Origin of the sequence: Rhizobium sp. Leaf384, from assembly GCF_001424065.1 — a bacterium.
GTDB lineage: Bacteria > Pseudomonadota > Alphaproteobacteria > Rhizobiales > Rhizobiaceae > Ferranicluibacter.
In genome coordinates this window covers 342,813-365,456 of the sequence record NZ_LMQE01000008.1, presented here as the reverse complement: position 1 = coordinate 365,456, position 22,644 = coordinate 342,813, and the positions used below count along the sequence as shown (strand labels likewise).

General features: G+C 62.9%; 16 protein-coding genes, 1 tRNA gene and 1 pseudogene. 12 read left to right on the top strand and 6 right to left on the bottom strand.

Features of this window, described 5'->3' with window-relative positions; translation table 11 throughout:
- The first annotated feature begins 193 nt into the window (after positions 1–193).
- Both ASG25_RS19450 and dxr read left to right on the top strand, forming a co-directional pair.
- Positions 194–270, top strand: a tRNA-Arg gene (locus ASG25_RS19450).
- A 168-nt stretch (positions 271–438) separates the two neighbouring features.
- Positions 439–1,623 carry a 1-deoxy-D-xylulose-5-phosphate reductoisomerase gene (gene dxr, locus ASG25_RS19445; protein ID WP_062477990.1) on the top strand — a complete coding sequence of 395 codons (1,185 nt, stop codon included), beginning with the start codon at positions 439–441 and terminating at the stop codon, positions 1,621–1,623.
- A 32-nt stretch (positions 1,624–1,655) separates the two neighbouring features.
- Here the strand turns inward: dxr and ASG25_RS19440 are convergent, their stop codons facing one another.
- The 4 genes and pseudogenes from ASG25_RS19440 to hemA all read right to left on the bottom strand — a co-directional run.
- Positions 1,656–2,135: a DUF2938 domain-containing protein gene (locus tag ASG25_RS19440; protein WP_062478184.1), complete on the bottom strand. Its 480-nt coding sequence runs from the start codon at positions 2,133–2,135 to the stop codon at positions 1,656–1,658.
- A 116-nt stretch (positions 2,136–2,251) separates the two neighbouring features.
- A pseudogene (locus tag ASG25_RS22900) lies at positions 2,252–2,489 on the bottom strand (aminotransferase class I/II-fold pyridoxal phosphate-dependent enzyme); the annotation flags it as partial.
- A gap of 1 nt (position 2,490) precedes the next feature.
- Positions 2,491–3,002: aminotransferase class I/II-fold pyridoxal phosphate-dependent enzyme (locus tag ASG25_RS23170; protein ID WP_280136449.1), on the bottom strand; the 512-nt coding region annotated here is incomplete at its 3' end.
- A gap of 49 nt (positions 3,003–3,051) precedes the next feature.
- Positions 3,052–3,687: 5-aminolevulinate synthase (hemA, locus tag ASG25_RS22895; RefSeq protein ID WP_156466912.1), on the bottom strand; the 636-nt coding region annotated here is incomplete at its 3' end.
- Between the two features lie 448 nt (positions 3,688–4,135).
- Between hemA and ASG25_RS19425 the strand changes: the two genes are divergently transcribed.
- The 6 genes from ASG25_RS19425 (at position 4,136) to ASG25_RS19400 (ending at position 14,910) form a co-directional block, all read left to right on the top strand.
- Entirely contained in the window at positions 4,136–4,393 is a 258-nt protein-coding gene (locus ASG25_RS19425; protein WP_062477987.1) for a YMGG-like glycine zipper-containing protein, read from the top strand.
- Positions 4,394–4,640: 247 nt separating this feature from the next.
- Complete coding sequence (locus ASG25_RS19420; RefSeq protein ID WP_062477984.1) at positions 4,641–6,560, top strand: autotransporter assembly complex family protein; 1,920 nt, start codon at positions 4,641–4,643, stop codon at positions 6,558–6,560.
- A gap of 264 nt (positions 6,561–6,824) precedes the next feature.
- A complete protein-coding gene (locus ASG25_RS19415) occupies positions 6,825–12,542 on the top strand; it encodes a translocation/assembly module TamB domain-containing protein (protein ID WP_162242208.1) in 5,718 nt (1,905 codons plus the stop codon).
- Positions 12,543–12,728: 186 nt separating this feature from the next.
- The gene (gene rocF / locus ASG25_RS19410; protein WP_062477979.1) at positions 12,729–13,652 is read left to right on the top strand and encodes an arginase; all 924 of its coding nucleotides are present in this window, start codon (positions 12,729–12,731) and stop codon (positions 13,650–13,652) included.
- Between the two features lie 96 nt (positions 13,653–13,748).
- Positions 13,749–14,228, top strand: coding sequence for a chemotaxis protein CheW (locus tag ASG25_RS19405; RefSeq protein WP_062477976.1), 480 nt, complete (start codon positions 13,749–13,751; stop codon positions 14,226–14,228).
- A 106-nt stretch (positions 14,229–14,334) separates the two neighbouring features.
- Positions 14,335–14,910: a dual specificity protein phosphatase family protein gene (locus ASG25_RS19400; protein ID WP_062477973.1), complete on the top strand. Its 576-nt coding sequence runs from the start codon at positions 14,335–14,337 to the stop codon at positions 14,908–14,910.
- 16 nt (positions 14,911–14,926) lie between these two features.
- Here ASG25_RS19400 and ASG25_RS19395 read toward each other — a convergent pair whose 3' ends face one another.
- On the bottom strand, positions 14,927–16,264 hold the full coding sequence (locus ASG25_RS19395; protein WP_244475125.1) for an AcvB/VirJ family lysyl-phosphatidylglycerol hydrolase: 1,338 nt from the start codon (positions 16,262–16,264) through the stop codon (positions 14,927–14,929).
- 38 nt (positions 16,265–16,302) lie between these two features.
- On the bottom strand, positions 16,303–18,942 hold the full coding sequence (gene mprF / locus ASG25_RS19390) for a bifunctional lysylphosphatidylglycerol flippase/synthetase MprF (protein ID WP_082480378.1): 2,640 nt from the start codon (positions 18,940–18,942) through the stop codon (positions 16,303–16,305).
- 248 nt (positions 18,943–19,190) lie between these two features.
- Between mprF and ASG25_RS19385 the strand changes: the two genes are divergently transcribed.
- From ASG25_RS19385 to ASG25_RS19370, 4 genes are all read left to right on the top strand, one after another.
- Complete coding sequence (locus tag ASG25_RS19385) at positions 19,191–20,069, top strand: potassium channel family protein (protein WP_082480376.1); 879 nt, start codon at positions 19,191–19,193, stop codon at positions 20,067–20,069.
- Between the two features lie 176 nt (positions 20,070–20,245).
- Positions 20,246–20,443, top strand: a complete 198-nt coding sequence (locus ASG25_RS19380; protein ID WP_062477964.1) for a hypothetical protein — start codon at positions 20,246–20,248, stop codon at positions 20,441–20,443.
- A 138-nt stretch (positions 20,444–20,581) separates the two neighbouring features.
- Positions 20,582–21,595 (top strand): DUF6030 family protein, encoded by a 1,014-nt coding sequence (locus ASG25_RS19375; RefSeq protein WP_062477961.1) that lies wholly within the window; start codon positions 20,582–20,584, stop codon positions 21,593–21,595.
- Between the two features lie 262 nt (positions 21,596–21,857).
- Entirely contained in the window at positions 21,858–22,628 is a 771-nt protein-coding gene (locus ASG25_RS19370; protein WP_082480374.1) for a sugar transferase, read from the top strand.
- The last annotated feature ends 16 nt before the right edge of the window (positions 22,629–22,644 follow it).

Genomic DNA, 22,644 nt, shown 5'->3' with positions numbered 1-22,644 from the left:
CGCCCCCATCCTGCCTTCAGGCGATGCCGGCCTGCAGGCCATGTCGACCCCGCAGAAATGCGCAGGCGGGCCTGCATACCATCCCGGCCCACCCGTTTGAAGCCCCGCCGAACACGCCGAAGACCATTGGAAACACCATTCCCCTTCAAGCCCCTTGGCTTCGCCGGCAAGCTTTTGTAAGGATGCAGGCCACGGTCCCGTAGCTCAGGTGGATAGAGCGACAGATTCCTAATCTGTAGGCCACTGGTTCGAGTCCAGTCGGGATCACCAGCCTCCTCGATGATTGCGCCATTCCCTGCGCTCGAACAGCAAGCCGCAGAGCGGCCGCCAAGAACGCGTTACCCGCAAACTTCTCCGCCTAGGGGAGATAAGCCTTGTTCCGCCTTTTTTCCGCTAGTACGACGTTGACGCTTGAACATTAAGGTCGACGGAAGCGGAATGACGAAGTCTGAGCATCATCACATCACCATTCTCGGGTCCACGGGCTCCATCGGCTGCAGCACGCTGGACGTGATCGCGCAACTCGGGGGGCGGGAGCGGTTCGTGGTGGAAGCTCTGACGGGAAATGGAAACATCGCGCTTCTTTGTCAGCAGGCCCGTGCTGTCGGCGCGCGGATGGCCGTGACGGCGGATGAGAGCCGTTATCTCGAATTGAAATCCGCGCTGACCGGCTCCGGCATCGCGGTTGCGGCCGGTGAAAGCGGACTTCAGGAAGCGGCTGCGCGCGAAGCGGAGTGGGTCATGGCGGCGATCGTCGGCACGGCCGGCCTCGCGCCGACCCTCACGGCCGCGCGCCGCGGCGCAGACATCGCGCTCGCGAACAAGGAATGCCTGGTCTCAGCCGGCGCCCTCTTCGTCGAAGCCGTCTCACAGGGCGGCGGGCGGCTCATTCCGGTGGACAGCGAGCACTCCGCCATCTTCCAGGCTCTGGAGGAGGACCAGCGGCACGCCGTCGAACGCATCATCCTGACGGCCTCTGGCGGTCCCTTCCGCACCTGGTCGCGCGACGACATGGCAGGCGTGACGGCCGAGGTGGCCCGGGCACATCCCAACTGGTCCATGGGCCTGAAGATCTCGATCGGCAGCGCCTCGATGTTCAACAAGGCGCTGGAAATGATCGAGGCCAAGCATCTTTTCGGCGTCGCGCCAGAACAGATCGAGGTGATCGTCCATCCGCAATCGATCATTCACTCCATGGTCGGGTACACCGACGGCTCGGTGCTGGCGCAGCTCGGCGCACCCGACATGCGGACCGCGATCGGCTATGCCCTGACCTATCCCGAGCGTCCGGTGCTGAATGTCGAGCGGCTGGATTTCGCCAGGCTGGCGCGGCTCGATTTCGAAGCGCCGGACGAGGCGCGCTTTCCCGCACTTCGGCTTGCCCGGACCGCCTTGACGCGCGGCGGCCTGCAGGGTGCCGCGATGAACGCAGCCGAGGAGACGGCCTTCGACGCTTTCGTGGACGGGCGGCTCGGCTTTCTCGACATGGCCGACATCGCGGAAACGGTGATGGAGCGAATGATCGACTGGCCGGCCGCTGCCGACATGAATGACGTCTTTGCCGGCGACGCCGCGGCGCGCCGGTTTGCGCTGGAGGCCATCGGAACCCGCGCAGCCGCCTGATGATGACGGTTTGCCGCGCCGCTTGAGCGGCTTTAGCGAATAAGAAGCGCCGTCGCGTAGAGCCCGAGACCGAAGACCACGTGCGCGGCAAGATTGAGAGCCCGAACCCGGTTGGGATGCGGAAGCCGCGAGGCTGCGATGCCGAGGCCAAGGCCCGGCTGCAGAAGAAACCATCCCGCAGCCACGGTCACGATACCCCAGACCAGGGCCGGGACCAGGGTCGGCGCCGTGAACCAGTCGAGACCGACGAAAATCGCGAGCAGGATGCCGTAGAGAATACCGACGGCATAATGTCCGATCCAGCCGAGCGCGTTCTCGTTGGCAAAAGGCGCGGCATCGCTAATCGATTCGTGGAACAGTCGGCCGCGGCCAGCATGATAGAACCAACGGCCGACCGGCGCCCAGTTGGCCTTCGGCTGGCCGAAGACGGCGGCGAGCAGAATGGCCCAGAGGTCCATCGCCAGCGTCGCGCCGATCCCGATCACCAGCCCGCGCCAGATCAGTTCCATCATCATGTGCGTGTTCCCTGCTCTCCCCGAGCCTCGCCTTCTAGATCAGAACCCGGAGGCTGCGAAGCCGGGATGTGCGGCCGGAGGAGACGACGTGGACCCACCGGATGCCCGTCTTCTCAGGCGACGGCGCGCGCCAGCGCGCACCGCGACCAAAGCTGGTGGAGGGCGCCGACGAGATGATCGATATCGCCATCCGAATGCAGCGGCGTCGGCGTGATGCGCAGGCGCTCGGTCTTCTTCGGCACGGTCGGATAGTTGATCGGCTGGACATAGATGTTGCAGTTGTCGAGCAGCAGGTCGGAGATCCACTTGCACTTGGCCGCGTCCCCGACGATCACCGGCACGATATGGCTCNTTGATCGGCTGGACATAGATGTTGCAGTTGTCGAGCAGCAGGTCGGAGATCCACTTGCACTTGGCCGCGTCCCCGACGATCACCGGCACGATATGGCTCGGATTGGGCAGATGCGGGATGCCGTTGCGGTCGAGCGCCGCGCGCAGGCGGCGCACCCGCTCCTGATGGGCGAAGCGCTCGACCTGGCTTTCCTTCAGGTGCCGGATGGAAGCCAGCGCGCCGGCGGCCAGCGCCGGCGGCAACGCGGTCGTGAAGATGAAGCCCGAGGCAAACGAGCGGATATAGTCGCACAGCGCAGCCGACGCCGCGATATAGCCGCCCATCACGCCGAAGGCCTTGCCGAGCGTGCCCTCGATCACGGTCAGCCGATGCATCAGGCCCTCGCGCTCGGCAATGCCGCCGCCGCGCGGACCGTACATGCCGACCGCATGCACCTCGTCGAGATAGGTCATCGCGCCATAGCGTTCGGCCACGTCGCAGATCTCCCGGATCGGGGCGATGTCGCCATCCATGGAATAGACCGATTCGAAGGCGACGAGCTTGGGCGCGGCCGGATCGGCNGAGATAGGTCATCGCGCCGTAGCGTTCGGCCACGTCGCAGATCTCCCGGATCGGGGCGATGTCGCCATCCATGGAATAGACCGATTCGAAGGCGACGAGCTTGGGCGCGGCCGGATCGGCCGCCGCGAGCTTCGCCTCGAGGTCGGCCACAGAATTGTGCTTGAAGATCACCCGCTCGCATTTGGCATGGCGGATGCCCTCGATCATGGAGGCGTGGTTCCCGGCGTCGGAAAAGACGATGATGCCGGGAATGCGCGAACAGAGCGTGCCGAGTGCGGCCCAGTTGGACACGTAGCCGGAGGTAAACAGCAGCGCTGCTTCCTTGCCGTGCAGGTCGGCAAGCTCCTGTTCCAGGAGAACATGGTAGTGCGTCGTGCCGGAGATGTTGCGCGTGCCGCCTGCCCCGGCGCCGCAGCGGTCGATCGCCTGCTTCATCGCATCGATCACCTTGGGGTGCTGGCCCATGCCGAGATAGTCGTTCGAGCACCAGACGGTCACGTCCTTGACGCCGTCGGCCGTATGCCGGCGTGCCCGGGGAAATTCTCCGCGCTGGCGTTCCAGATCGGCAAAGACGCGGTAGCGGCCTTCCGCGTGAAGACCGTCCAGTTCCGATCTGAAGAAGTGCTCGAAGTTCATGCGTGTCTCCAGACCCTTGCCCGTCTTTTGATCGAACCATTCCCGTGCCGCACGGCGGGTGCCCTTGAGCCCTTGAGCCCTTGAGCCCTTGCGGCATTCTAGGCCTTGTTTTGAATGGTTCCAGATTATGTTGAAGATTTCCTTCCACGCTCATCCCGATCAAGTCAAGACCGCGACCCAAAACAGCCCTGTGACACGATACCGCGACGGTCGAACGCAATGGAGTTCCGGAAGATGGGAAAGACAGGGCTGGCACTCTTCAGCTTTCGTTCATCATAACTGGCGTCCATTCCCTCGGAGACGTTATTTGTCGCCTTCGATTGGACTTTCGATAGAGCGCATTTAACTTCTCTGGTTAAGGTTCGGGAAACGGCAGGGCTCTGCCTTTCAAGGCTTAGGTTCGGACGCGGCGATACTTCATCGTCTTGTCCCATCAGGAGAGACGACAATGAAGAAAGCCATTGTGCTGGCGGTACTCGCCATGACGGTTGCAAGCTGCAGCCAGACGGAAAAGGGCGCCGGCATCGGCGCCGTATCTGGGGCCGTCATCGGCGGCGCTGTGACGGGCAATGTTCGGGGCGCAGCCGTCGGCGCTGCCATTGGCGGCGTGTCTGGTGCCGTCATCGGCAATGTCTCGGAACAACCGGGCCAGTGCTACTACCGCGATCGCGACGGCGGCCGTTACATCGACGACTGCCCGCGCTGATTGCGCATGCAACGATCCTTCCCGAAGGAGGTATGATGCGGAAGCCCCGTTTCGGCGGGGCTTTTGTTTCCGTAACGTCACACTAACGACGGTTTTCCTCGTCACGAGGCGATGAAGACTTCATCCCGCTCACGAGGATGTGTAGTGTCACGGGACATCGCAAGCGTGCAAACGTTTGAGAGAGACGGCATCGCTTTCCGTGGGCGATCGCTACAGGACGGTCAGCCAACACGGGATGCGGAATCGAATGCGTTTGCCGACTTTCAGTCTCGCGTATCGTAAGGTCGGCTTTGCCTTTGGCGTCGCCGCCTTCGCCCTTTGTGGTCCCGCCTCCGTAAAGGACGCCGCTGCGTTCAAGCTGTTCGGCATCAACTTCTTCGGCAAGGACAAGGACGAGGAGGCCGCCGAGGTCATCGACCCCGTAACCTACACCGTGACCCTGAACGAAGGCACGGATGACGACGAACTGAAGAGTGCGCTTTCCGGCAGTTCGCGACTGGTGCAGGACAAGGACAAACCCGTTTCCGGCAATCTCGGCCTTGCCATCAAGGCCCGCGACGACCGCGACAGGCTGCTGGCTGCGCTTTACGAGAAAGCCCGCTATGGCGGTACCGTGCAGGTCACGGTCGCCGGCAAGCCGATCGAAAGCCTTCCGCCGGATCCCGTCTTCCCGGCGGGCTCACCCATTCCGGTCGTCATCACGGTCGATCCCGGCCCCGTCTTCACGTTCGGCAATATTCTGCTGGAAAGCGATGCCGGCGGGCGCGACCCCAAGGCCTACGATCTCGAACCGGGCAACCGTGCGGACTCCACGCTGATCATCAAGGCCGGCGAGAAGATCGTCGAGGACCTGAAGAAGGAAGGGCGACCGCTCGCGACCCTGAAATCCCGCACCGCCGTCGCCGACCACAAGACCAACACCGTCGATGTCACGATCGGCGCGGAAGGCGGCCCGGTTGCCCCGTTCGGCGCCGTCGCCATCAAGGGCGCACGCACGGTCAACGCCGACTTCATCGCGGACTATTCACGCCTCAACACCGGCCGTCGATATTCGCCGGAAGAGATGCGCAAGGCTTCGGAGCGCCTGCGCCAGCTCGGCGTGTTCTCCAGCATCACCATCCGCGAGGCCGAACAGCTGGCGCCAGATGGCTCCCTGCCACTGACGATCGAGGTTTCGGAAGGAAAGCACCGCTATTTCGGTGCGGGCGCCAAATTCTCCTCGACGGACGGTTTCGGCCTCCAGGGATACTGGGGGCATCGCAACCTGTTCGGCGAGGCCGAATCGCTGCGCATCGAAGGATCGATCGACCGCCTGGGGGAAACGAAGGAAATCACAGACCTCGATTATACCGCCGGCATCCTCTTTACCAAGCCTGGCGTCTTCGATCCCTATTCCACGCTCACCGCCAGCGTAAAAGCGTCGATGATGGATCCCGATGCCTACAAGGCGCAGGTGGTGACCGGCGCCGTCGGCATCGCCTACGAACTGTCCGAGGTCGATACCGTTTCCATCGGGGCGGAACTCGCCTGGAACAACATCGAGGACGCTTTCGGTGACCGTCGCTACCTCACGCCGTCGATTCCGCTCGACTATGTCCGCGACGCCCGCAACGACAAGCTCAACCCGACGGAAGGCTACCGCGCCACGGTTAGCATCAAGCCGAGCTACGATATCTACGGTCAGACCTTCTTCTCGACGTTCGAAGGCTCGGCCACAGGCTATCTCGGTTTTGGCGAAGACGACAAATACGTCCTCGCCGGTCGTCTTGGCGCCGGCACCATCGTGGCCGATGGCACATTGGACGATATACCGGCAACGCGCCGCTTCTTCCTCGGCGGCGGCGGCACCGTGCGCGGATTTGCCTATCAGGAGATCAGCCCGCGCAATGCCGACGACGACCTTCTCGGTGGACGTTCCTACGTCAATGCCAATGTCGAAGCCCGCATCGGCGTGACGAAGACGATCAGCGTTGTGCCCTTCCTCGATGCCGCGACCGTGTCCGCAAAGACCGTCCCGGACTTTTCGGACGTCAAGATCGGAGCCGGTATCGGCGTGCGCTACCTGACATCGGTCGGCCCCATTCGCGTGGATTTTGCCGTTCCCCTCAATCCTTATGACGGGGGAACGCGCTACGGCATCTATGCCGGGATAGGCCAGACCTTCTAGCGCAGGTCTCCGTGACGTCGCCGGCGAACGGTCGATGCAGGTGAGGGCCGGTACGGCGTGTGGGCACCCGCCGTTGCAATGACATGATCGCGACCTATGGGATCGGGACATGATGACGACCGAGGACTGTCTCATCGGCGCGCGAGCGTTTCGATGGGGGAAGATATGGCAATGGCAGAGAGATAGAGCCTCCTTCGTGAAACCGGATTCACCAAAGGGGCTCGAGCAGCCGGGGCGAGACGCCGACCTGGCATGGAGCAGACGATGACACGGATTTTCTCGATCGCTTTGCGCGGCTTTGCCTATCTTGTTGGCCTTGTGGTCATGCTGGCAGTGGCTCTCGTCCTCTTTGCCGGCTTCACGGCACCGGGTGCCCGCATGGTTGCGAGCCTTATCGAGAATTATGCCTCGACCCCGGACCAGATCGTCCAGATCAACGATCCGAGCGCGCTCCTCACCGGCAATTTCAAGGCCGGTTCCATTGCACTTTACGACAGCAAGGGCGCCTACGCAGAAATCCGCGAGCTGACACTCGACTGGACCCCGACGGCGCTGTTTTCCAAACGCTTCGACGCCGCAAACCTGTCCGCCGGTTATATCCGGATTGACCGCCTGCCCATTCCTTCGCAACAGACGCAGGAGGTTCGCTCCAGCTTTGCGCTGCCGCTGGACGTAAAGATCGACCGCTTTGATCTTCACGAACTGGTCATCGGCAAGGCAATTGCCGGTGAAGACCAGGTGTTAAACGCAGGCGGGACGGTCACGGCGACGAATGCGAGCATCGCGGCAACGGTGGCCATTGCCCAGCGCGACCGGCCCGATGCCAAAGCCCTTGCCGACATCGTCTATGATCCCGCTGCCAATGCACTGAAGCTCGAAGCCAGCATCGACGAGCCGAAGGGCGGCATGCTCGCCCGCGCGTTGCGTCTGCCCGGCGAGCCCGCCGTCACCGTTCGTCTGACAGGCGACGGCCCGCTCTCGCGCTGGGCCGGAAAGGCAACCGCCGCCCTTGACGGCCAGGAAGTTCTCACGCTCGCTGCGGCGCACACGCTCGCGCCGGACGGCTACAGGACGGTGGCACTCAACGGCGGTGGAACCTTCGCGGGCCTGATGCCAGAAACCCTGCGTCCGCTGTTCGAAGGCACGACCGCGATCGATATCGCCGCCGCGCTGCAGGATGGCACCGCGATCCGCATCGATCGCGGTCGCATCTCAACCGCGGCGATCGACGTCAATGCCGCCGGTACGGTGAGCACGGTCGGCAAGAACGATCTCAAGGTGACACTCGCCGGTGTCGACGGGCGCCCCGCCCCCATTCGTGTGCCGCTTGGCGACGCCTTGGCCGAACTCGCTCTGCGCTCGGCCGAGCTGTCCCTCGTCGGCGACGCCCGCTCTGCCGTGCTTGATCTCAACGCCATGCTGGATCGCGCCGAGCTTCCGCAGGGGACCATCGAGAATGCAGCCCTGACGGCGCATAGCGACGCATTCAACATCTCCGACCGCAGCGGCGCAGTGGCGATTGCGCTGAAGACGGGTGCGACGCGGCTTGCCAACGCCGATCTCGATCGCCTCATCCGGGGGCCTCTGACGGTTGACGGGCGGCTCGACGTTCGCCCGGACGCGATCGCCTTCGATCCGCTGACGATCGATACGGCAGCGCTCGACGGGACCCTCACCGGTCGCTACGACCTGACGAACGGCACCCTTAGCACCGATCTTCGTCTGACCGCGCCGGCCGAAGCCCTGCCGCCCGCCGTGGCGAGCCGCACCGGGGGCCCGATTTCGCTGGATGGACGGATCCAAACGGGAGCCGATGGCGCCCTCTCGCTGTCCGGGCTGTCGCTCAAGGCGCCGGCGCTCGACGCTACCGGCGATCTGGCACTCCAGTCGGGAAGCCTGACCGGACGTATCGCTGCCACTCTTCCGGATCTTGGCGCGTTCGCCGCCAATGCGAGCGGCCGTGCGACGGTGACCGCCGATATTTCGGGCCCATTGAGCGCGCTCGGCATTAAGGCGGAGGCCAAGACCGATCAGGCCACCATTGCCGGAAAAACGGTCACCGGACTGACCATCCTCGCTGACACCACATTGCGGGGTGGCCTGCCGGTCGGCAAGCTCACGGCCAACGGTGCGGTCGATGGTCAGGCCGTCACGGCAACGGCCGACATCGCCTCTGAGAACGGCGCACTGGCCATACCGACACTGGAAGCCACCGTTGCGGAAAACCGGATCACCGGCGCGCTGACCTTCACGCCGGATTTCCAACCAAACGGGACCTTGAACTTTGCACTGCCGAACGTCGGCGCGCTCGCATCCCTTGCCGGCCAGACGGCGGCCGGCGACCTCGCCGGCAAGGCCGACATCGTCAGCCGCGACGGCAAGACCGCCGTAACGGTCGACGCAACGGGCAGCGGACTGTCGCGCGGTGACCTTTCGATCGTCAATCCGCGGGCGCAGGTGGTCATCAACGACCTCAAGAACCTCACCATCGACGGCACGATCACGGCGGACTCCCTCGGCCAGGGGGCCAATCGCGCCACGGGCGCGACGATCACCCTGAACAAGCTGGGCGCGGACACGCGCATTGCGCTCGACGGCACGTTCGACAATGCGCCGCTGTCACTCAAGGGCGCGGTGACGACGCAAGGCGGCACGCCATCGTTCACCATTCAATCGCTGAACGCTGCACCGCGGGGTATCCCGCTCGAGCTCTCCGATCCGAAGACGCTCGCGCTCGATCAAGGCGGTGTCCGCCTCGACAATTTTGCGATCGAGCTTCCAGGCGGCACGGCAAGCGTGTCCGGCCTTGTCGGTCAAACGCTCGATGTCACCGTGGCTGTACGCGGCGAGCCGGCCGCCGAATATGCCCAGCCCATTCAGGGCGGCGAAGCACGCGTTGCCATTTCGACAGCCGACATCACCGCGCGGGGCCCCATGACCGGCGCGGTTATCGATATAAAGGGCGAGCTTGCCTATGTGGCCGTACCGCAGGGCCGGCTCGAGACGGTCGGCATCGTCGCTCACAGCGACCGTTTCGACATCACAGGACGACAAGGCGCGATCCGGGCAAGCATCAATGCCGGCGCGACCCGCTTCGTCAATGCCGATCTCGGCCGGCTCCTGCCCGCACCTTTGAAGCTCGACGCGACCATCACCGTATCCCCTGCGGCGGTCGGTTTTGATCCCGTCATCATCGACAGTGCCGGTCTGGATGGTGCGGTCAATGGCCGTTTCCAGATGAGCGACAACAGCCTGCGCGCGGCGCTCCGCCTGAGTGCACCGCCAACGGCACTTCCCGCAGCCCTGGCGTCGCGATTCGACACCAATCTCGCGCTTTCGGCAAACGTCACCCGGGATGCGGCCGGCGCCCTCAATGTTGTCAATATCGCGGTGGAGTCCGGCACCATTACCGCCAACGGCTCGCTGTCACTCGTCGATGGCCAATTGACAGCGGCAACGGCAGGCACGCTTCCTGATCTCGGCAAGGTCCTGGCCGATGCCAAGGGCAACGCCCGCTTCACGCTGGACGCGACCGGTCCGCTCGAACGTCCGCTGATCAAGGCGGAGATTCGCTCCAGCGGTGCGACGCTTGCGGGGCGAACCTTGAGCGATCTCGTCGCCGCTGCCACCGTGACCGCCGATCCGGCAAACCCGCAGGCCACGATCACGGCCACCGGCGCCCTCGGCGGCCAGGCGATCGACATTCGAACGCAGCTGGCAACGACGAACGGTCGCATCCGCATTCCGGAACTCGCCGCTCGCATCGGCGAGAACCGGCTGGACGGCAGCATCGACCTGACCGAAGCTTACGAGCCGAACGGTACGATCACCTTCAACCTTCCGGATGTCGGTCTCCTCGCGGCAATGGCCGGTGAGCGGGCATCGGGCGATCTCGCGGGCTCTGCCACCATCGCCAGCGGGAACGGCAAGACGTCTCTCGCGCTCAAGGCCTCCGGATCGGGCATCAAGCGGGGCGATCTTGTCATCACACGGCCGCAGGCCGACATTACGGTCGATGACCTGAAGGCCCTCGCCATCCGCGGGACAGCGAAGGTGGAAACGATTGCGCAGGGGGTAAACCGTGTTTCCAATCTGGATCTCGCTTTCGACCAGAAACAGGCGGGTCTGACCGATGTCCGCCTCGATGCCGTCTACGACAACGCGCCGCTCGTCTTCCGCGGCGCCATCGAGACGGGACCGACACGCACGACCGTTCGCTTGGCAACGCTGTCCGCCGCCCCGCGCCAGATCGCGCTCAAACTGGCAGCGCCCTCCACCATCATCATCGAAAATGGCGCGGTGCGGGTCGCCGACCTGCGCATCGGTGCGTCCGGCGGCACGCTGGCCGTCACCGGCACGGCGGGCAACACGCTTGACCTTACGGTCCGCCTCGACCGTCTCCCTGCGCGGCTGATCAATGCGGTATCGCCGACGCTCGGCGCGGATGGAACGATCGACGGCTCCATCGTCGCCAAGGGTACGGCGTCGGCACCCGACGTCACCTATGACCTGCGCTGGGTCAATGCCACGGTTGCGCAGGCAAAATCCGCCGGGGTCGGTGCGTTGACCATTGGCGCGAAAGGCGGCTTTTCCAACAATACGGTGACGCTCGACACCGACATCCGCGGCGCAGGCGGGCTTGCCTTCAAGGGTGGCGGACGCCTGGGGATCACCGGGAACCGACCGATCGACATGCGGTTCAACGGCAACCTCCCGTTCTCGCTTCTCGGCCCCATCCTTGCACAGAACGGCTTTGTTCTTACGGGAACCGCCAAGGTTGATGCCGCCATTTCCGGCGCCGTGTCCGCTCCCATCGTCAATGGCTCGGTGACCACCTCCGGTGCACGCCTTCTCGATGCCCGGCGCAATCTCTCCATCAACGGCCTGACGGCGAATGTCGTGCTGGCAGGACAAGAGGCGCGGATCGAACGACTGACGGGCACGCTCTCGACCGGCGGCTCCCTCGCGATCAGTGGCACGATCGGCATCCAGCCCAATTCGGGCTTCCCTGCCAATCTCGACATCCGCCTTGCAAAGGCGACCTATGTCGATGGCAGCCTGCTGACGGCAAACCTCGACGGCACGCTGAAACTGTCGGGCCCCTTGACGGGAACGCCGATCCTCAGCGGCCGCGTCGTGATCCCGAAGGCGTCCATCACCATTCCCGAAAAACTTCCGGCCTCCCTCTCGGAGATCAACATCAAGCACCGCAATGCGCCGGCCGACGTACGTCGCATGCAGGCAGAGGTGCAGAAAGATGCCGGCGACGGCGGCACGACTGAGAAAAGCGGCGGCATCGGCTTTGACATGACGGTTGCGGCCTCCCGCATCTTCGTACGCGGACGCGGCGTCGATGCCGAACTGGGAGGCGATCTCGTCATCCGCGGAACCGCGGCGAGCCCGGCCGTCACCGGTGGGTTCCAGATGAGGCGCGGCCGTCTGGAGATCCTCGGCAAGCGCATCGACTTCACCGATGGCACGATTACGTTCGGTGGCAACCTCATCCCCGCGCTTGATCTCGATGCGACATCGACCGCGGGCTCAACTACTGTCACCGTGAACGTTGCGGGCCTTGCCAATAGCCCCAACGTGACCTTCAGCTCGTCCCCGGCTTTGCCGCAGGACGAAATTCTCGCGCAGCTGATCTTCAACCGATCGCTTTCCAAATTGTCGGCGGTCCAGATTGCACAATTGGCCAGTGCAGTGGCACAGCTGGCCGGAGGAAACGGCGGCTCCCTGTTCGACGGCTTGCGCAACAAGCTCGGCGTCGATGACCTGGACGTGTCCACGGACGATGGCGGCGGCGCCGTGTTCCGGGCCGGCCGCTACATCAACGACCGGACCTATCTCGAACTGCAACAAAGTTCGGATGAAGGTGCAAAGGCTGTGATCAACCTGGATGTTGGCCGCGGCGTGAAGCTGCGCGGCGAAGCCGGTTCGGAAGGCGGCGGCGCAGGGGTGTTCTATGAGAAGGAATACTGACGCCCGGAGATACCAGGCGCTGCGGCCTCCATGTCCGCTCCCAACGCATCCATGATGAGCAATCTGACAATGGGGCGCTTGCAAATTGCAAGAAGAGGCACGCAATTTTACCAATCTTGTCTCTTTCTGCGGTAGCGCTACCGGTGCAAAGTCTGCTGCGAGACGTTTCGCTGAGGAAAAATGCGTATGGTATCGATCGGCTTGATTGGGGTGCCCCTGGAAGAAGGCTCCGGGCGTCGGGGCTGCAGCATGGGGCCGACCGCGCTTCGGATTGCTGGCATCGATCACGTCACGGCCGATCTCGGTTTCGACGTCACGGACCACGGCGATCTGCGCCCCGAACCGGTCGAGGGCCTCGGGCGGCATCCGGGCGCCAAGCATCTCTCCATCGTCGCGGGCTATGTCAGAGCCTTGGAAGAGGCGACCTACACCATTGCATCGAAGGGCGCCGTCCCGGTCATTCTCGGGGGCGACCATGCGCTGTCCATGGGCAGCGTCTCAGGCATGGCGCGCTATGCCGCGAAAGTCAGGCGTCCGCTCTTCGTTCTGTGGCTGGATGCCCATGCCGACTTCAACACGCCGGAAACATCGCCGTCGGGCAACATGCACGGCATGCCTGTCGCCTTTTTCTGCGGCCAGGCCGAATTTGCGGACATCCTGCCGTCCAAGCGTGCTCTCGTCGATCCGAAGCGGGTCTATCAGGTCGGCATCCGGTCCGTCGACGAGACGGAACGGCAGGAAATCAACCGACACGGCGTCAATGTCTATGATATGCGCGCCCTCGACGAGATGGGCGTCGCCGCCATCGTCAAGGAGATTCTCGGGGCCGTGGAGCGCGAGGACGGGCTGCTGCATGTCAGCCTCGACGTCGATTTCCTCGAGCCGGACATCGCACCCGGTGTCGGCACCACCGTTCCCGGCGGCGCCACCTTTCGGGAAGCCCATCTTGTCATGGAACTGCTCTGTGACAGCGGCCGCGTCTCCTCGCTCGACCTCGTGGAACTCAATCCTTTCCTGGACGACAGGGGCAAAAGCGCCCGCGTCATGGTCGAGCTCGCCGCCAGCCTGTTCGGCCGCCGCATCCTGGATCGCCCGACCCGCAGCGGCTGAACGGGACTGCGCGCGGACGAAAAGCTCTTTTAACCATTGATGAGATATCCTGCCGTCTGAAAATCCGTTGTGGTTTTGAATCCGGGGACAACAGACATGAGCAATGCATTGACAATGGCCGGTTTTGGCGGCGAAACGCTGGAAATCATCGCGTTCCGGCTTCACGATCAGGAATTCTGCGTCAAGACCACGACGATCCGGGAAATCCGCGGCTGGGCTCCGTCGACGCCGATTCCACATTCTCCGCCAGAGGTCATCGGTGTGATGAACCTGCGTGGCACGGTCATTCCGATCATCGACCTGGCGCACAAGCTCGGCATGAAATCCACCGTCGCCAACGAGCGCAGCGCCATCGTCGTGGCTGAAGTGCACTCCATGGTCGTCGGCCTTGTCGTTGATCGCGTCTCCGACATCCTTACTGTCCAGGGTAGCCAGGTCCAGCCGGTTCCGGAAGTCACGACCTCCTTCGACAAGGCCTATGCGGAAGGCATCATTGCCAACGAAAACGGCATGATCTGCTTCCTCAACCTCGCGCGCATGTTTAAAGAGCGCGACGTCGAAGAAATGGCGGCCTGACAGCCTTTGGACGCCTAATTTACATCATTCTGTTACATGACTGTGAGAAAACCGACCGGCAGCGTGGGAACATCCTCGCGCTGCCGCGATCCGGAGATCCTGGTGCATGTGGGGATGCAAGAAACCATCGCTGGCAGCGCTGCTGCTCACGGCCTTTCTCCCCCTCACGCTGGTCACCGCCGCCCATTTCGGCCGCATTCTCCTCACCGATAACTTTCATGAAGTCATTCCGGGGCAGCTCTATCGATCGGCACAGCCGTCCGGCGCCGATCTCTCGGAATACAAATCCCGCTACGGGATCCGCACCGTCATCAATCTGCGGGGAGAAGGCTCGTCCGCCTGGTATCGCGACGAGGTCGAAGCGGCCGCGCGCGAGGGCATGGTGCACATCGATTTCCGCATGTCGGCCTTCAAGGCTCTCACGCTGGAAGAAAACTACGCGCTGATCGCGATCCTCCGGGATTCCCCGAAGCCCATTCTCATCCACTGCAAGTCCGGAGCGGATCGCACAGGACTGGCGAGCGTCATCTACGCAAGTCAGGTTGCCGGCGAAGACGCGGAGACGGCGGGACGCCAGCTCTCCATCGCCTACGGCCACATCGCCATCCCCTTCCTGTCTTCTGCTTTCGCCATGGACGAGAGCTGGGAAGCCTTCGAAGCAACGCTCAATCGACCAGGATAGGCCAATCGCAAGGGAATCAGGGCGCGGGCGTGGCCGGTTTCCCCAGGCGTCGGTCATATCCATCGAGAATCCGCTTCACCAGAGCGGGATAGTCCTCGTCGAAATGATGGCCTCCCTCGATCGGAATGATCTCGACGCCCGTGTCCTTCAGCGTGGGGCAAACATCGTCTTCCTCGTCGGTGCCATAGACGCATTGCACGAGCGCGGGATCGATGGACTTCAGGTCATCTGCGGGATCGCCATGACCATCGGACGCACCGGCGCCCAGCCAGCCGAGCACGGAAATCTTGTAGTCCACCTGATTCGATACGGCGAGAAGCGAGATCTGCGAGACACGGGCACGGTCGGCTGCCGGCAGAAGATTGTAGGTCCGCGGCAGCACGTCGGCACCGAAGGAATAGCCGATCAGCAGGACCCGTTTCACGTTCCAGCGCTTGCCATAGAGCCCGATGATCCGGGAAATATCGCTCGCTACCTCCTGCGGTTGGCGTTCCGTCCAGAAGTACCGCAGCGAATCCAGGCCAACGACGGGCATGCCCTGTTGCTGCAGAACGTCGCCGACTTCCTTGTCGATGTCACGCCAGCCGCCGTCGCCGGAGATCACAATGGCCATCGTGTCACGCGTCGGTTTGGCATCGAGCACGGTCAAGGGCAGGCCCAGCGGGTTATCGTCGCCGCCACTGTTTTCGACAAGGTCGGACAGCGTGTCGGAGAAATCCTGCCAGATGTCGCCGTCGCTGTCCTGAACATCGATATCGTCATGCACGGCCTTCAGCGCTTCGACATGCGTCCGTCCGTCCGCCGGGGCAGACGCGCCGAGCAGAACGGTGACCGGATCGGGCAGCGGTCCGTCCGTCAGGCCGTAGATCATCCGGTCACCGACGGTGCGCTTGTCGGCTGGCGTACACAGTTCGCGCATCAGGGCGATGCCCGCGTCCGGATCAGCGGCCAGCGTGTGGCCGATCGTGGCCGGGGGCGTTTGCGCGGCGATGGCCAGCGCCAGCGCACCACCTGCGCCAACACCTGCGACGATCGGAAGATCATAGTCCGAGTTGTCGAGGGAGCGCTGGATCTGCTGGCTGAGCGCCTCGATGTCGGAAACCATATAGACGCAATCACCATCATCCTTGGCAAGGGCGGCGAGGTAGGATGGCAGGTCGATCCCGATAACCAGGGCGCCCTCGCCCGTCATCCGCGAGGCAACGCCGTCTTCCTTTGCGCCCCACCCGCCTGCGTCCGACAGCAGGACCACGGCAGCCTTCACTTCGCCCGAGGGCTTCAGGATATGCGGCGCAGGGATCATGCCGGTATCGAAACCGGAGGCGTTCTCGGCATGAACAGTGCAAGGCGACATCGCCAGCAGGCCCAGAAGGGCTAAGGTCTTCAACGGTTTCATTTCTTCACAAGCCCTTTCACGCCACCGCCGATCAGGAACGTGGCGTCCATCAGCGACAGGATCGGACCGATCCCCCCGCCCGCTGCCATGTAACGAGGCTCCCACCGAGGATGGAATTTCGTTTTGAAGGCCTTCAGGCCCTTGAAGTTGTAGAAGCGCTCGCCGTGCTCGAACACTGTCCGTCCCACTTTGTCCCAGACCGGAGAGGATCGTCTTTCCGAGAGACCGGCGAGCGGCGCCATGCCGAGATTGAAGCGCTGGAAGCCGCGGTCTCGCAGATGCTCCATGACGGAGACGAACAGGAAGTCCATCGAGCCCTTTGGAGCCTCCGGGGAGAAGCGCATCAGGTCTACCGAACCCTCTTCCCGCGTATCGGTGATCAGGATATTCGCGAATGCGACGATCTTGCCACCCACCTTGAGGACGGCCACGGGCTGGCGGCAGAGATAGTCCCGCGAAAAGGCACCCAGCGAGAACCCCTTTTCCTTGGCGTCATGATGGGCAAGCCAGCTATCCGATACGGCCTGGAGATCATCCAGTATATTCGGCACATCGGCCGCCTCGACGAGCTCGAATGAGAGCCCGTCGCGCTGGCCTCGGCTGACGGTCTGGCGCAATGTCGCCCACTTGCCGCCCTTCAAGGAAAAGCTGGTCAGGTCCATCGTCGCGATTTCCCCGAGGCGAAACGCCCGCAGGCCCGCATCGGCATAATAGGAGAGCCCGGCCGGCGACACCTGGTAGAAGACCGGACGACACCCGACGGCGCGGGCGCTTTCGACGAATTGCCAGATGAGATCGGGCCAGACATCCCGTGGACCCACCGGATCGAACAAGGCGATCCAGGAGCGCGCCTGCCGGCCGTACATGATGAAAGCCCTGCCGTCCTGGGAAAACATCAGGCTCTTGTCACCCATCAGCACGAGATTGGCGTCCGAGACCCCTTGATGCGCGATGATCGCCATGGCCTTGTCGAGATCGTCGGGAGACGGCGTTTCGATGGCGCCCCGCGCCGGTCGCATCAGGCTCCAGAACGCGAAAGCACCGGAGAAAAGCACAAGGCCGAGCACGGCACGCAAGCCGCGCGGTGCTTCGGCCGAAAGTTCGAATTCCCACCAGAGCCGGTTGGAATATTCGACGTCGCGATAGACGAACAGGAGCAGCGCAACGGCAAACAGGCAGAGCGCGCCCATCGCCGTCAGCCAGGGAACCGTCAGAGCGGTGCTGGTCATTGTCGCCGGTCGTGTAAAGGCGCGACGACTGATGAGAAGGCTGATGATGAAGAAACCGAGAAGCCCGGCTTCGAACAGGGCCACGGCCTTGACCAGCGAAAGCAGAAGCGCAGCGAGCGAAAGTCCGAGCGCGGCCCACCAGGCGCCATCCAGCCGGCGCGCCAGTCCGCGTGCAGCGATCAGCAGGGCAAGCCCCAAGACGCTGGCGAGGAAATGCGCGCCCTCGATGACCGGCAGCGGCACGTAGTCGGCGAGGAAGGCAAGGTTTTCGTCGGGCGTTGGGGTCACGCTGGAAAACACGAGCATGGCCGCAAGAACGAGGGAGAGGGCCGATAGAAGCAGGGGGGTAAGCCTGCCTGCAACCCGCCGCAAGCTCGATCCGACCGGCTTCCGCGCGAGCGTGCGCACTTCGGCGATGACGACGAACAGGACGGCAAGGATCAGCGGCACGACGTGGTAGATCAGCCGGTAGAGCGCCAGCGCACCCAGAACGGTATCGACGCTCGCCGTCTGGCCGAGCGCAGCAACAATCACGGTTTCGAACACGCCGAGACCTGCCGGCACGTGGCTGAGCACACCAAGCCCGACCGCCACGGAATAGATGGCAAGGAAAGCGGGCCAGCCAATCGTGCCTTCCGGCAGCAGGACGTAAAGCACCGAGGCCGATGCTGCGAGATCGAGAACCGTGACGAGGAACTGCCGGGAGGCCGTCCGCGAGTCCGGCAGACGCACGGAGATACGGCCGAACACCATGGGCTGACCATCGCGGCCCGCGACCATCAGCGCGACGATGCCCGTCAGGGCAAGGATGGCGACGACCCGCAGGCCAGATGCCGGCAGCCAGGTGAGCGGCGCGATTTCGGGCGCGATGGCGAGAATGCTCAGCGATCCCACCGCTGCAAGCCCGAGCCCGAAGGCGAGCGTCACGAAGGCGATGACGCCGCCGATCTCTTCCGGCTTCAGGCCAAGCCTGGAATAGGCGCGATAGCGGATCGCTCCACCACTCAACGGTCCAAAGCCCGCCGTATTGCCGACGGCATAGGCCGCAAAGGCGGTCAAGGCGACATCGTTGTAGGGCAGCCGGCGTTTGACGTAGGAAAGCGCGCTGACATCGTAAAAGGTCAGGGCAAAAAAACTGAGCCCGGTGAACACAAGCGCAAGGGCGATCGCCGACCAGCTGGTCGAATCGAGCGCCGCCATGACGTCCTCGTAGCGGACCTCCGACGTCAGGTGCACGATGGCAATGACGACGATGGCCGCGATCAGAAGAATGGCGCCGCCGGCGGCAAACCGGCTGATGCCTCCGAACCGCGCGAGGATGCCGCGAGGCTCGTCAGACCCGTCGCCCGCGATAGATGCTGAACCGGCAGAAGCAGTAGGCGAAGGCGTTGTATCGGGAAGGGTCATGGAACCACATGCGTCTTTCGAGAACCGGAAAGCCCTATAGCGCAATGCTCTATACAGCCGGGCTGCGCTGCTTGACAGTGAACTTCCTGTAACGTCGGATGAATTGCGAAACGGAGCAAGCCCATGACGACGTCGAGGTCGCCTGTCGCTTTCATCAGCAATTCCGGCAATACGAGGGCGGACATGCGCGCAATCTCTTGAAGAGGCGCCGGGCAAGGCTATGTTTCGACCGAATTCAGGCAGACAGTATGATAGATGACAAAGACGGCGGCGTCCGCGAGATCGGGGAGACGAAGGGTCAGGACCCGATCGTGAACCTTTCGAAAACGGAGCGCGCCGACGACACGGCGCACGAAGGCGGGTCGGAGGCCGGCCCTCGCGGAACGTTGCGACGTCTTTACTACGGCACGGACAGCCAAGCCGTCGGGTTTCAGGCAACGATCGGCATCATCGATCTTGCCGTCATCCTGTTTTTTCTTGCCGGTCCCTATCTGACGCGGCACGGCACCTATCTCGTCATCGACTATGCGATCGCCGCGTTGATCGCCTTCGAACTTACAGCCCGGGCGCTAATCGCCAACAATCCCTGGCGGTTTCTTGTCCGACCGATGACGCTGGTCGATATCATCATCCTTGCGACGCTGCTGTTCCCCGAGACATTCTCGAACTTCGCCTTTCTTCGGGCGCTCCGTATCTGGTCCTTCAGCCAGAGCCGCGTCTTCGGTATTCTGGTTCATCGGGCCGGTTGCCGCGAATATCAGGAGGTGATCGGCGCCTGCATCAACTTCGTGACGTTTCTCTTCCTCGTCACAGGTTTCGTGTACACCGCCTTCTTCGCAACGGAGGCCGGTATCGAAGGCTTTGTCGATGCGCTCTATTTCACGGTCGCGACCATCACCACCACGGGCTTTGGCGACATCACCCTGCCAGGCACGCTGGGCAAGCTGACATCCATCGTCACGATGATCTTCGGCATCTCGCTCTTTGTGCGCCTCGCGCAGGCCATCGTCCGCCCGAACAAGGTGCGGTTCTCCTGCCCGCAATGCGGACTGAACCGACATGATGCGAACGCCGTGCATTGCAAGGCCTGCGGCCACATTCTCAACATTCCCGATGAAGGTCTTTGATCGGGTCCGCATCCTCGACATCCAGACCCGCACAAGCCCGGATAGGCTTGATAGGCAGGATGTTTCCCAGGAATCGCACGCCGGTTGCGAAATCAGGACACATTGCGCCGCTATGGCACATCTTTGATTCTTGGCAAGAATACCAGATTCTGCTAATGTAACCTGCGGAAACAGTCATGACAGAAACGATCCTGCTGACACTTTACGCGCTTGTCGCGCTGTTCTTCCTTGAGACGACGTTTCGCGAGGGCGAGATGTCGTTGACGAAGGGGTGGGACATGATGCGTGTCGTCGGTCTGCTGTACTGTGTGGCTTGGCCGCTCATGATTGTGCATGTGGGCATTGTTGCCTATCGGGATCGGCATGCTCGCTGATCATGGTGTTCGTAACGACAGGGCGAAAGCTTGGACGGCATCCGCCTTCGCGCATCTTTGCCGTACTGGACTCCGGGCAAAGACAAGCTCATAGGGCTTGATCAGGCGAGCGACGACAGACGGAGACGATGAGGCGGCATGACGCAAGGAAAGGGAGGCCGTTCGGGACGCGTATTCTTTGCCTTTGCGGTTCTCGTCATCTTCACGGCCATCCTCGGCACGGCGCTGGGCGCCAACGACCTTCGCAACCTCAATATCGTCCTGGCCCGTTTCGGCTATCCGCCGGTGAAGCTCGAGCATCTCTTTCCTTTTGCAGAACCGACAGCCGGCGATGCGAAAGGGGGTCATCTTCCCGTGATCCGTGTCGTCAAGGGCATCCGCCTGCCATCGCCGACCATTCGGGTTCCGCGCTACGCCCGCGCCAATCTGGACGGCATTCCGACCACCTTCGTCCGATCGATCCGCATGAATCCCCGCCGCCTGTGCGAGACATTGCGTGCGAATGGCTTTCCCGACATTGCCTGGACCGCGAGCGCCGTCGATGGCCAGGGGTCCGAGTGCTCGTCCTTCCTGCCGATCGGCAACGGAGCGCCTACCGGTACCGGACCGGCAAAACGGCCGGAAGTCGCCGCCCCGAAGCCACCCCCCAAGGCGCAGCCTGGCGACGATGTCGACCCGGACAACGAGCCGCTGATGGAAGCGCCGCCGGACGAGCCTCCGCCACCGCAACAATCGTCCGTCTTCGTGCTCCTGAAGGGTGACCTGAAAGGTCGCGTGCTGACCTTTCGCGTCAAGTTCAACATCGAACTGGAGTCGGACCGCGCTGCCGTCATTCAGGCAGGCAGTCGCGCCGTCGAGGCCTTCCTCCAGCAAGTGCGCTGGCAGGATGATGGCGACATGCTCCGCCAGATCGCGGCGCTCCAGGAGTTCGACAGGGACGAATTCGGAAGTCACATCGCCTTCAAGCGGGAACGCGTGGATCTGCCGCGTTTCAACTTTCTGGCCCGCAAGAGCGAAAAGCCGCGCCGCAAGATCAGCGACGCCTTTTTCGATCCTTCCGCCTGGTTGCCCCTCAGCGATGCCGACCCCACGCTCTGGATGCCGCGGAGCGCTTTACGCGCCTTTACGCCCCCACCTTTTCCACGGGCGTAACCGCTTCGGAGCGAAAAGCTCCGCGCGCTCAACGTTTACCAATCCTCACATCTCTCGCGCGGCAAAGCTTGCCACGGATCCGTATGTTCACTAGATCGTTAAGAGTAATCCATTTCGGACGGCAATAAAGCAGAGTATCCGTCGAGATAAACGCACGTATGTATCAATACGGATCAAACATGTTTCATATTGATCATAAGCATACATGCATTGAGCCTCACCCTTCTCCTATGTTAACAAGCCCGACCCCAGGAAACAGCTCATGAGCCCTCGTTCCTTGTTGCAGACAACCGGTCGTTTGCAGGCATTCGGCGTCTCGGGCAATCTCCATGGCGCCCAGCCACAGGTGCGGGCAGACGGGTGGACGAGAGCGACGCTGGCAAATGACAACAGGCGTACGCTCCCGCGCTGCACGCCGGCCTGCAAACCGATCAGTTTTGCGGTGAAACGGATGTTCGACATGTGCGGTGCGGTTGCCGGACTGATCGGACTTGCACCGATTCTTCTCCTGATTGCCCTGCTCATCAGGCTCGAGAGCAAAGGCCCCATCTTCTTCCGCCAGTTGCGGACGGGACGACACGAAGTGCCGTTCGAAATCCTGAAATTTCGGTCGATGTACGTGGAGCAGTGCGACCCTGCCGGCATACGATTGACGACCGACGGCGATCCTCGCGTGACACGGGTGGGTCGGTTCCTGCGCCGGACCAGTCTCGACGAAATCCCGCAGCTCTGGAACATCGTCGTCGGGCATATGTCCCTCGTCGGCCCCAGGCCGCATGTCCCCGACATGATCGCTGGCGGGATGACCTATGCGGACCTCGTGAGTGGTTATGAAGATCGCCACCTGGTTCGGCCCGGACTGACGGGGCTTGCCCAATGCCGTGGCCTGCGAGGCTCCACGACGAATGCAGACACGGCCGTGAGCCGGATCCTGAGCGACGTCGAGTACATCGAGACCTTTTCCATCCTTCTCGACGCGCGGATACTCGTGCGCACCATCGTGAACGAACTGCGTGGCGGCACCGGTTCCTGATTGCCTGCTCCCGGTC